At 39.2% G+C, this 12,421-nt stretch carries 9 protein-coding genes; 7 read left to right on the top strand and 2 right to left on the bottom strand.

Annotated elements, in window-relative coordinates; translation table 11 throughout:
- Positions 1-75: 75 nt before the first annotated feature.
- Complete coding sequence (locus AOLE_RS04535; RefSeq protein WP_013197078.1) at positions 76-1,281, bottom strand: multidrug effflux MFS transporter; 1,206 nt, start codon at positions 1,279-1,281, stop codon at positions 76-78.
- Positions 1,282-1,900: 619 nt separating this feature from the next.
- Positions 1,901-5,734, bottom strand: coding sequence for a phosphoribosylformylglycinamidine synthase (purL, locus tag AOLE_RS04525; protein ID WP_013197076.1), 3,834 nt, complete (start codon positions 5,732-5,734; stop codon positions 1,901-1,903).
- 309 nt (positions 5,735-6,043) lie between these two features.
- On the opposite strand from purL, the gene AOLE_RS04520 reads away from it, so the two are divergent.
- From AOLE_RS04520 to tolR, 7 genes are all read left to right on the top strand, one after another.
- Positions 6,044-7,384 carry a deoxyguanosinetriphosphate triphosphohydrolase gene (locus AOLE_RS04520; protein WP_004790671.1) on the top strand — a complete coding sequence of 447 codons (1,341 nt, stop codon included), beginning with the start codon at positions 6,044-6,046 and terminating at the stop codon, positions 7,382-7,384.
- Positions 7,385-7,477: 93 nt separating this feature from the next.
- A complete protein-coding gene (gene ruvA, locus AOLE_RS04515; protein ID WP_013197075.1) occupies positions 7,478-8,077 on the top strand; it encodes a Holliday junction branch migration protein RuvA in 600 nt (199 codons plus the stop codon).
- Positions 8,078-8,084: 7 nt separating this feature from the next.
- Positions 8,085-9,089, top strand: a complete 1,005-nt coding sequence (gene ruvB, locus AOLE_RS04510; protein WP_004790665.1) for a Holliday junction branch migration DNA helicase RuvB — start codon at positions 8,085-8,087, stop codon at positions 9,087-9,089.
- A 203-nt stretch (positions 9,090-9,292) separates the two neighbouring features.
- Positions 9,293-10,627 carry a M20 family metallopeptidase gene (locus AOLE_RS04505; RefSeq protein ID WP_013197074.1) on the top strand — a complete coding sequence of 445 codons (1,335 nt, stop codon included), beginning with the start codon at positions 9,293-9,295 and terminating at the stop codon, positions 10,625-10,627.
- 212 nt (positions 10,628-10,839) lie between these two features.
- The gene (ybgC, locus tag AOLE_RS04500; protein ID WP_004699892.1) at positions 10,840-11,247 is read left to right on the top strand and encodes a tol-pal system-associated acyl-CoA thioesterase; all 408 of its coding nucleotides are present in this window, start codon (positions 10,840-10,842) and stop codon (positions 11,245-11,247) included.
- A gap of 23 nt (positions 11,248-11,270) precedes the next feature.
- Positions 11,271-11,969, top strand: coding sequence for a protein TolQ (gene tolQ, locus AOLE_RS04495; protein ID WP_004790660.1), 699 nt, complete (start codon positions 11,271-11,273; stop codon positions 11,967-11,969).
- A complete protein-coding gene (gene tolR / locus AOLE_RS04490; protein WP_003650231.1) occupies positions 11,969-12,421 on the top strand; it encodes a protein TolR in 453 nt (150 codons plus the stop codon). The genes tolQ and tolR overlap by 1 nt, the downstream gene beginning before the upstream one ends.

Below are 12,421 nucleotides of genomic sequence, written 5' to 3'. Positions count from 1 at the left end.
GCTTCAACAACCCATATGCAGCTATTAGTTTGAAGAAATTTGAAAATTCAGTGATTTATCTTCATCCCTATAATTTTAAGCATCCGATTTCTTTAAATATCTATTCTCATATATTGTCATAGCGAAAGCCAAACCACACAAAATGACAAAACCACAAGTCATTGGAATTAATGTACCGTTATATAATTGCCCAATAATTGAGGCAAGAATAAGTGACAAGACAGAGGAAGCTGCACCAATAATAGCCGATGCCATTCCAGCGACATGCCCCATTGGTTCCATCGCAATCGCGTTTAAATTACCAAATAGAGTTCCAAATAATAAAAATAAAATACAGGCATAAAGCATAAACATCCAGAATGATACAGCCACGCCTAAAAGCTGAATTCCCAAGAAAATTAAAGAAATTAAGCACAAACCTAAAAAGCCATAAATACAGATTGGACGCATACCAAACTTCATAACAATTTTAGAGTTTGTAAATGAGGCGATTCCCATCACACCAGCAAGCACAGCAAAATAAGCACTAAACTCTTGTCCTGTTTTACCAAACTGCTGCATAAAGATTTGTTGAGAAGTTCCCAAATAACCAATGAATCCACCAAAGCAAAAGCCTGCACATAGCAAATAGCTCATAGTGGTTTTATTACTTACAACTTCTTTAAAGCCCTCTTGAAATGCTTGCAACCGCATAGGTAAACGATTTTCAGGAAGTAATGTTTCTTCTAATCGTAAAGCAATCCATGCTCCAATCACTGTGGCATAAACCATATATAAAACAAAGATCTCACGCCAACCAAAAAAATGAATAATGAGTTGTCCTAGACTCGGAGCAACTGCTGGAGCCACCATGAATACCATCATGATTAAAGACATGATGCGAGCCATTTGAGCTCCGCTGTATTTATCTCTAACAATTGAAATCGTAGCAACATAAGGCCCTGAAACACCAATACCTTGAATAAAGCGCCCAACTAAAAACCACTCAAAACTTTGCGTTGTAAAGCACAATAAACTTCCCAGAAAATAAATAATAATTCCTGTGAATAAAATGCGTTTACGCCCAATCGCATCGGATAAAGGCCCCGCAATGAGCTGCCCAATGGTCATGCCAGAAAAGATACCAATGATGACCCATTGCGACTGATTATTATTTTTTAATTCAAAAATACGTCCAATCTCGCCTAGCGCAGGCAAAACTGCATCTATCGAAAAAGAAACAATCGACATGAGCAATGCCATAAGCAATGCAAATTCACGGAAATGGATTTTTGATTTCATTTTTCTTCCAATTGCAGGGCAACATAAATTAAAGCAAAAAAGTTACATAGATCATTATGTATCATTTTTCATTTTTTTAGATAAGTACTTATCCAAGTAGTTTCGAGAAACAAACGATCAAGCAGACATTTCATCTAACTGACTGATGTCTATAGGGTTCTGGCATACGCATTTATAACAGCATTAAGTATAAAAAATAGTAGGCTAATATAAAAATAGTTTAAGTTTAAAAAGTTATTTCTTTGTCTTTTATATACATAGACTGGGAACAATACAAACCACTCCCATGCAGGACAAAAGGCCTGCTTTTTCTTCAAAAACTGTCTATCTCGTACAAAAATAAAGATCTGTAAGAGAATCAATACCAAATTAAAAATATAAATTACTTCAAAGCCGAATTCTATCTTCACCAATACAAGGCTTCCAATAAAATTGATTAGTGGTAAGAAAATTAACAATTTGAAACTTAGGTTATTTAATTTCTCTAATTCTTTAAGATTATTCATTTTCATCTATGTCCTATCTACTTTTTCTTTTAATGAATTCTATGATTTTATTCATATATGCAGATAAAGAAAATGCCACTCGAGAGTGGCATTTTCAAGAATTTATATTTTAATTAACCAATAAACTTACGTGCGTTACGGAACATACGTAACCATGCACCATCTTCAGTCCACTCTTCTGGACTCCAAGAGTGTTGAATTGCACGGAAAGTACGCTCAGGGTGCGGCATCATAATCGTTGCACGACCATCTTTAGAAGTAACACCAGTAATCGCTTCAGGTGAGCCATTCGGGTTCAATGGATAATGTTGAGTCGGGTTACCGTGGCTATCAACATAACGCAATGCAACTTGGTTAGATGCGTTTAAGCTTGCAATGTTAGCTTCACTTGCAACAGCACGACCTTCACCATGTGCTACAGCAATCGGTAAGATTGAACCTTCCATACCATCAAGCAATACAGAAACAGATTTTTCAACACGAACGTTTACGCTACGAGCTTCAAAAACTTCTGACATATTGCGGTGGAAACGTGGCCAGTGTTCAGCACCCGGAATAAGTGGTGCCAATTGTGACAACATTTGGCAACCATTACAGATACCTAAGCTGAATGTTTCTTCACGATGGAAGAACTGTTCAAACTGATCACGTAATTTAGCATTGAACAATACTGATTTTGCCCAACCACCACCTGCGCCCATTACGTCACCGTAAGAGAAACCACCACAAGTCACTAAACCTTCGAAATCACTTAGGCTTACACGACCAGCAAGTAAATCGCTCATGTGTACGTCAATCGTATTAAAGCCAACTTTGTCAAAAGCTGCTGCCATTTCAATATGACCATTTACACCTTGCTCACGCAAGATTGCCATATTAGGACGACGTGTATTAATGAACGGCGCTTCAATAGGTTCATTCAAGTCGAATGTTGGTTTAGCAATCAAACCTTGATGCGTATTATCAGTAATTAATGAAAATTCCTGATCAGCAGTTTCTACGTTATCACGTAAACGCTGGATCTGATGAGATACCTCAGACCAAGCTTGTTGTAATTCAGCACGATCTAAAGTTAAACCATTTACAGATAATTGATCTGAGTTATTTACACGACCAACTACAGCAATTGCATCTTTTAAGCTAGAAGCTGCGATTTCTGCTTGTAAAGCTTCCCAATCAGTTGCTTTGATTTGAAGTACTGTACCAATTTCTTCTGCAAATAAGCCCGCAGTAGTCTGGTTTTCTAACGCAACACCTAAACGTGCAGCAAACATCATTTCAGCTACAGAAGCTAATAAACCACCATCGCCGATGTCATGGTAAGCTTGAATCAAACCACGATTGTTCCAGTCTTGGATTAAAGCGAAGAACGCTTTGAAATCATCAAAACTATCAACATCTGGAGTGATTGAACCGATTGCTTTATATACTTGAGCAAGAATCGAACCACCTAAACGGAACTGACCTTTAGATAAATCAATACGTACAAGTACTGAATCTTCTAAATTTTTAAGTTCAGGTGTTAAGGTCTTACGAACATCAGTTACTGGAGCGAATGCAGTAATTACACCCGTCATTGGAGAAGTTACGGCTTTATCTTCACCGTTGTCATTCCAAGTCGTACGCATTGAAAGTGAGTCTTTACCTACTGGAATCGCAATTCCTAAAGCAGGACACATTTCCATACCAATCGCTTTCACGCCTTCAAACAATGCTTGGTCTTCACCTTTTTGACCAGCAGCAGCCATCCAGTTTGCAGAAAGTTTGATATCGCTAATTTGTTCAATGTTTGCACATGCAATATTGGTAATTGCTTCAGCAACTGCCAAACGAGCAGATGCTGCTGGATTTAACAATGCAACTGGTGGACGTTCGCCCATTGCCATTGCTTCACCAGTGAAACCTTGTAAACTTGTTGTCGTTACTGCTGCATCCGCAACAGGAACCTGCCAACGACCGACCATTTGATCACGAGCAACCATACCTGTAATTGAACGGTCACCAATTGTGATTAAGAATGACTTAGACGCAACTGTAGGGTTTTTCAATACGCGGAAAATCGCATCTTTCAAATCAACTTTTGAAGCGTCAAAATCATCGCCACTACGTTCAATAGTTTCATAAGAACGTTGCATGCGTGGCGTACCACCAAGCATTACCTGCATTGGCATATCAACAGCATCATTTTGGAACAACGGATCTTCAACTGTTAAGTGACGTGCTTCAGTTGCTTCACCTAACACAGCAAACGGACAACGTTCACGTGCACAGATTGCTTCGAACTGCTCTAAAGATTCTGGACGAATAGCAAGAACATAACGCTCTTGTGCTTCATTTGACCAGATTTCCATTGGGCTCATGCCCGGTTCTAATGAAGGAATCTTACGAAGGTCAAGAACTGCACCTAACTCATGATCATTCACAAGTTCGGGCATAGCATTTGATAGACCGCCCGCGCCAACGTCGTGTACAGAAACGATTGGGTTGAAGTCTTCTAAACGCCAGCAAGTATCGATTACTTCTTGACAACGACGCTCCATTTCTGGGTTTTCACGTTGTACAGAAGCGAAATCAAGGCTTTCACCCATTGTACCGCTATCTACAGAAGATGCTGCACCGCCACCAAGACCGATTAACATTGCAGGGCCACCCAATACAATGAGCAAGTCACCTGGTTGAATCGCATCTTTTTCTACATGGTCAGGACGGATATTACCGTAACCACCAGCAATCATGATTGGCTTGTGGAAGCCTTTCACTTCACCATTTACATTCTGTTCGAAAGTACGGAAATAACCATTTAACGCAGGACGACCGAATTCATTGTTAAATGCCGCGCCGCCTAATGGACCTTCAATCATGATTTGTAATGGCGAAGCCATACGTGAAGGTTTACCGTAGTTTTCTTCCCAAGGTTGTTCAAAACCAGGAATGTTTAAGTTCGAAACTGTGAAACCTGTTAAACCAGCTTTTGGTTTACCACCACGACCTGTTGCACCTTCATCACGGATTTCACCGCCTGAACCAGTTGCAGCACCAGCAAATGGAGAAATTGCTGTTGGATGGTTATGAGTTTCAACCTTCATTAAAATATGAGCAGCTTGGCTCTTATATTTATAAACAAAGTGACCATTTTCATCCGCTTTCGGATAAAAACGCATCGTGTCATACCCCACAATTACTGAAGCATTATCTTTATATGCCGATAACACATCAGTTGGAGATTCTTTATAAGTGTTTTTAATCATCTGGAACAATGATAATGGTTGTTTTTCACCATCAATTGTCCATTCAGATCCAAAGATTTTATGACGACAGTGCTCAGAGTTTGCTTGTGCAAACATCATCAACTCGATGTCATTCGGATTACGACCAAGCTTACCGAATGCTTCAGTTAAGTAATCAATTTCTTGTTCAGATAACGCAAAACCAAACTCATTGTTAGCTTTAACCAAAGCTTCTTTGCCTTGGCCCAAGATATCAATTGAATTTAATGGTTTTGGAGCTGTTTCTGAAAATAATGCTTTTGCATCATCAATTTGAGCAAAAACTGTTTCTGTCATACGGTCATGAAGTACTTGTTTAACTTCATTCGTAATTTCAGTAACACCTTTTAACGTGAATAAAAGACCACGTTCTAAACGGTGTACTGGTGTATTACAGTTTTTGAAAATATCAGTTGCTTTAGAAGACCAAGGTGAAATAGTACCCACACGTGGTGTAACTAAAATCTGAATCTCATCACTTGCAGATTGACGAAGTTCAAAAGACTCACCGTCATTCAATAATTGCAAAGCAGATTGATGTTGCTGCTCGTTGAGCGCTTGATCAAACAAATAGACCCATTGGCTGTCAAAAGATTGAACAGAACTAATTGACGATAAACGTGTTAATAGTTGAGCTTTCTTAAAAGAAGAATGTGCTGCTGCACCGGCCACGATAAACATGTTGATTTTGGCTCCACGGGCAGGTCTTGTGAACCTTACCGCAATGTGACTTTAGAGAGAGCGCATATTCTACTGCTTCTTGCTAAAATCAGCTAGATGTAGAATCAGTATTCTGTAACCTAATTCTGCAAGAAGTGAGTAGTTTTTTGTTCAAAATCATTTTTTTAGGCATTCTAGCTAAAAATAAATTGTTTCATGTTTATTCAATAACATAATAAAACCTGAACTAAGACAAACTATGTCGCACCAAGCTAGTGCTTTTAACTTTTTTTTGGCATGATCAGGTTTTACAGTTTTGAATAATGATAAATGGAACAAATGCGTTGGTTAGAGCTGCTTTCTGCAGTTCGTTTAGGTAGTAAAAAAAGCAGTACAGAACTGGCTCGTAGCCCATTCCATAAAGATTATGACCGTATTATATTTTCTCAAAGTTTTCGTCAGCTAAACCGTAAGACGCAAGTTCACCCACTCGCACAGCATGATGGCATTCATACCCGTTTAACTCACTCACTTGAAGTTTCCTGTATTGGCCGCTCAATGGGTATGCTTGCTGCAGAAAAAATAAAAAATGAATTACCCGTCTGGATTTCCCCTGCCGATGTCGGCGCAATTATTCAAGCAGCCTGTCTTGCCCACGACATTGGAAACCCACCTTTCGGGCATGCGGGTGAATATGCGATTCGCGAATGGTTTGACGATGCTTCACATGATGATTTTTTGAAGAAATTAAGTCCTGAAGAGGAAGCAGATGTTCGCCAGTTTGAAGGTAATGCTCAAGGATTACGTTTATTAAGTCGCATTGACTATCATCCAAATGATGGAGGAATGCGCTTAACCTATGCAACCCTAGGTGCTTATTTAAAGTATCCATGGCTTTCAAAAACGATTGCGTCACAAGGTGATCGCCCTTCTCATCAACGAGCAAAGTTTGGTTGTTATCAATCTGAAAAAGAAATTTTAAAACAGATTGCAGAACAACTCGGACTTATTCAATTAGGTGAATACCATTATTGCCGTCACCCGCTCACCTATTTGTTAGAAGCTGCGGATGACATTTGCTATGCCTTAATTGACTTAGAAGATGGCATTATCTTAAATATGCTGAGTTACCAAGAAGTTGAGCCAATTTTCTTAAACCTTATTGCCGACTATGGTCAGCCTGAAGAATTGTCACATCCAAATAGTACATGGCAACAAAAGATTTCGGCATTACGTGGTCGTGTCATGAAACGGCTTGTAGATGAAGTCACTACAGCCTTTGCTAAACATCATTATGAAATCATTACAGGTCAGCTTAAAGGTAACCTTTTACAATATTGCTCACCTGATATTGCTATTGGTATCGAAACAGCCAAAAATCTGGCGCGTGATAAAATTTTTGAGCATCCACAAAAGTCTGGCTTAGAAATTATTGCGCATCAAAGTTTACAAACAATTTTGGATGCATTTGTACCGCTGACCACACCACATAAATCTTTAAGCTTTAAAGAACAACGTTTAATGTCTATCCTTAATCTGTATGGTGCTAACTTTAGCAATAATCATTACAGCAATATTATGCAAGTACTCGATATTATCAGTAAGTTTTCAGATCATCAGGCTTATAGCTTGGCTCAAGAGCTACAAGGTAATAAAATTGGTTTGTTTTAAGCTGGCTTAATATAGAAAGAAATAAAACCAGTGTCGTTTTCAATTAGTGTTAAAACGACCAGATTTACAGTTATGAATAAGTGAAACTAATCTATGATCGGATGTTTAATTGGCGAAGTGTTTGCCCTAGAAGCCCCTACTGTCTTACTGAATGTAAATGGTGTGGGTTATGAAATTGATACGCCACTTTCAACATTTTGCCAATTACAAAAAGGCCAAAAAGTTACGTTATGGACGCATTTGGTTGTCCGCGAAGATGCTCAACAGCTTTACGGTTTCAGTGATGCTCAAGAAAAAATAATTTTCCGCACCTTATTAAAAGTAAATGGTGTCGGCCCGAAAATGGCATTAGGGATTCTATCGACGTTAAGTGTTGAGTTACTAGTGCACACGATTGAACATGACGACATCAACACGTTAATAAAAGTCCCAGGCGTTGGCAAAAAAACAGCCGAGCGTTTAATGATTGAACTTCGTGACCGTTTCAAAACACTGGCTCAAGGAACTTCTTCTACGACTACCCTGCCTCAAATTCAGTTTGCTGCAAACTCTCCTGTGGCAGAAGCAGAAGCAGCTTTGCAATCTTTAGGTTACAAGCCACTTGAGGCACAAAAAGCTGTTGCTGCTGTTAAAGCCGATTACACCGAATCAGCCGATATTATTCGCGCTGCTCTAAAATCAATGATGAAGTAAAACACTTATGCAAGACCGTTTAATCAGTGGAGCAGAAAAACCAGAAGATCATTTTGATCGGGCGATTCGACCAACTTCACTTGCCGACTATATTGGGCAACCTGTAGTACGCGAACAAATGGAAATTTTCATTGGCGCTGCTCGCGGTCGTGGTGAAGCACTCGATCACACGCTGATTTTTGGTCCACCCGGCTTGGGTAAAACCACACTTGCCAACATTATTGCGCGTGAAATGGGCGGTAATCTTAAATCTACTTCGGGGCCAGTTTTGGAGCGTGCGGGTGACTTAGCTGCAATGCTTACCAACCTTGAAGAAGGCGATGTCTTGTTCATTGACGAAATTCACCGCCTTTCTCCAGTGATTGAAGAAATTCTTTATCCAGCGATGGAAGACTACCAATTAGATATTATGATTGGTGAAGGGCCTGCTGCTCGTTCAATTAAACTCGATTTACCCCCGTTTACACTGGTCGCGGCTACAACACGTGCAGGTTTGCTCACCTCACCTCTACGTGACCGTTTCGGTATTGTGCAACGTCTTGAGTTTTACTCTGTAGAAGACCTCACTCATATTGTGTCACGCTCTGCAAACTTGATGAATGTACCCATTACTGTTGAGGGCGCAGAAGAAGTTGCACGCCGTGCACGTGGTACACCACGTATTGCCAATCGTTTATTACGACGTGTTCGTGACTATGCCCAAGTAAAAGGCACAGGCGAAGTGACCCATGAAATGGCACAGCGTGCGCTTGATATGCTCAATGTTGATAAAGCTGGCTTAGACACCCTAGATCGCCGTTATTTGAGCATGCTGCTAGAGCGTTTTGATGGCGGCCCTGCTGGAGTCGAAGCGCTTGCAGCAGCAATGGCTGAAGATAGCGGCACACTTGAAGATGTGATTGAACCGTATTTAATTCAACAAGGTTATGTGATGCGTACCGCGCGAGGTCGCATTGCAACAAACCAATCTTATTTACAGTTTGGAATGACACCACCTGAGCCTAAAAACTAATCAAAGGAAGAGAGTTTTCTCTTCCTTTTTTAATTCTTCTATTCTTCCGACTCAAATAATTATTTTCTTATCAATAGATTAGTTACTCGATACCTTTTAAGTCTTTCTTTATACCTTATTGATTTTTTAATATTTTTAAAAACTGAATTATAAGAAATCTAGATATTAAATCTTATGAACAATAATATTTTTAGGATAAGGACATGTATAAGAAAGCCGCTTTATTTTTACCACTTGCCTTAATGAGTCAGCTGAGCCTAGCAGATTGGGTTACCGATGCTGCTCAACAAAATGAAAATCAGATTATTCAGCTAAGACAAAACATTCACCAACACCCTGAACTCGGCAATATGGAATTTAAAACCTCTGCCCTTGTTCAAAAAGAATTAAAGTCTTATGGCATTCAAGTCAAAACAGGCTATGCGAAAACCGGTGTAATTGGCATCTTAAAAGGTAATAAACCCGGCCCTATTATCGCACTTAGAGCGGATATGGATGCTTTACCTATGGAAGAAAAGAGTGGTGTTCCCTTTGCCAGTAAACAAAAAGCAATTTATCAAGGTAAGGAAACTTATGTGATGCATGCATGTGGACATGACGCACACACTGCAATGTTATTAGGTGCGGCAAAAATTTTGGCTGCGAATAAAGATAAAATATCGGGCACAGTTATTTTTGTTTTCCAACCTGCTGAAGAAGGTGGTGCAGATATAGATAACTTCACTCAGGGTGATCAAATCGGTTCACGAAAAATGATCGCTGATGGTGCTTTTAAAGACTACAAACCAGAAGCTATTTTTGGAATGCATGTCATTGCGGGTATGAAAAGTGGTCATCTTTATTATAAAGATGGTGCCATTTTAAATAGTGCAGACCACTTACGTATTCAGGTCAACGGCAAGCAGGTTCATGGTTCGACGCCATGGTTAGGCAGAGATCCAATTTATGCATCGGCACAAATGATTAATAATTTACAAAGTCTTATTAGCCGAAGAACAGATCTAACCCAAGGTATGGGCGTAGTCAGTATTGGCAATATTCAAGGTGGTACAGCAGGAAATGTGATTCCCGAACAAGTCAATATGATTGGCACCATTCGCTCTAATAACGAAGAAATAAGAAATAATATCTTAAAAAGTTTACCAGTCATGATAGAGCATAATGCTCAAGCCAATGATGTAACTGCTAAAGTTGAAATTGCACCTTATGCACCAGTAACCATGAATGATAAAACCCTTACTCAACTTATTCAGCCAACATTAGCCAAAGTTGTAGGAGATTCAAAACTACATGTACTTGATCACAATGCAAGCGCTAGTGAAGATTTTGCCTATTATGGCAAGTTAATGCCCTCATTTTTTGTTTTCTTAGGGGCTACACCAGAAAATCAAGACTTAAGCCAGGCTGCACCGAATCATAATCCCTATTTTATTGTAGATAACAAGGCCTTAAAAACTGGAACCGAGCTACATGTAAGGTTCGTATTAGATTATCCGAATATATCAAAACAAGTCCAAACTTCATGGAAGCCCTCTTAACTTAAAAAGCTTGCTAGCCATAAGATGTAGCGTTTTTAGATTAGAAATTCAACAATCGCAATTGAAAGGTTGTGCCATAGGACTTAGTATGCAATCTGCTAAACTGCCCCGTATTTAAAAGCAGATGTATGGCTTTTGAATAGAACTAATGTTTTATTCAAAGCCATATTTTAAATATAAAGCTCTATAGTGAACTAAAACGGAATCCTCTCATGGCGAATCATTTTGAATTCAACATTCGTGTTTATATTGAAGATACGGACGCAGGCGGTATTGTTTACCATGCCAACCACATTCGCTATATGGAACGTACTCGTACTGAATGGCTCCGTGCTTCTGGCGTTGATCATTACTGGCATCAAAAAGACTACAACTTTGTCGTACACAAAATTGACGTAAAATACATGCGTCCTATTTTAATGGATGATTTAATTACTGTTACAGCACGTGTAGTTTCATGTAAAGCTGCGTCATTTGTGTTGCAACAAAATATTTATCGTGGTGAAATCTTGCTTGCTTCTGGCGAGGTTGAGTTGGCATGTTTAAGCAAAGAACTTGTAGCTCGTCGTCTTCCAGAAGAAATACGTGATCTTATTCGTAAAGAATTGGAACAAGACTAAAAAAACAACCGGCATATGTAACTATGGCAACAAACATTGAATCAACCCTGCATATTTCTGACCTTATTTTACAGGCAAGTCCAGTCGTTCAGTTGGTCATGCTAATTTTATTGTTAGCATCAATCTTTAGTTGGTATCTGATTGCCAAGTTACATATGAGTTATAAAAAAGCCCATCAAGAAGATGAACATTTCCAAAAAATGTTCTGGTCGGGTGCTGAACTCAATACGCTTTACAACAATGCTCAGCTCAACTCAAAACGCTCAGGTCTTGAAGATATTTTTTATCAAGGGTTGAGTGAATTTTTTAAACTTAAAAAACGTCAGGCCCCTGTTTCACAAACGATTGAAGGAACTGAACGTATTTTACGTGTAGGTTTGAGTCGTGATCAGAGCCACCTAGAATACGGCTTAGGTACTTTAGCAAGTATTGGCTCTGTAGCTCCTTACATCGGTCTATTCGGTACCGTTTGGGGGATTATGAATGCATTTATCGGTTTAGCTGCTGTTGATCAAGTCACTTTGGCAACTGTTGCACCAGGTATTGCCGAAGCACTTATTGCAACCGCAATTGGTTTATTTGCTGCAATTCCTGCTGTATTGGCTTTTAACCACTTCACTTCTAAAAGTGAAAGTGTTTACTCTGATCGTGCTTTATTTGCTGAAGAGATGATTGCCTTATTGCAACGTCAGTCTGTGGGTTCATCACAGGAAGATGCATAATGGCAATTCAGCGTTCAGGGCGCTTTGAGCGTATAAAAAAACCACTAAAAAGTGATATGAACGTCGTACCCTATATTGACGTTATGCTTGTACTTTTGGTTATTTTCATGGTGACTGCTCCCATGATTACTAGTGGTATTAAAGTCGATTTACCTCAAGCAAATAACCATCCAATCGAATCAAAAGATATGCCAGCCATGGTCACCATTGGTAAAGATGGCAATATTTATCTTCAGTATGAAGATTACAAAGATAGTGAACCATTGTCTCGTGAAAAACTTGAAGAAGTTTTAAGCGATGCTCAAAAGCAAGCTGAACAAGAAAATAAACAACTCACAGTTTTAGTCAATGGTGATAAGTCTCGTCCTTACGGAGAAGTCGTATCATTGATGGCAAGTTTACAAGAAGCAGGTTTAACTCAAGTTGGCCTTCTGACAGAGCCTTTAAAATAA

Origin of the sequence: Acinetobacter oleivorans DR1, assembly GCF_000196795.1 — a bacterium.
Classification (GTDB): domain Bacteria; phylum Pseudomonadota; class Gammaproteobacteria; order Pseudomonadales; family Moraxellaceae; genus Acinetobacter; species Acinetobacter oleivorans.
The sequence above is the reverse complement of the archived record's forward strand: the minus strand, read 5'-3'. Positions and strand labels throughout refer to the sequence as shown.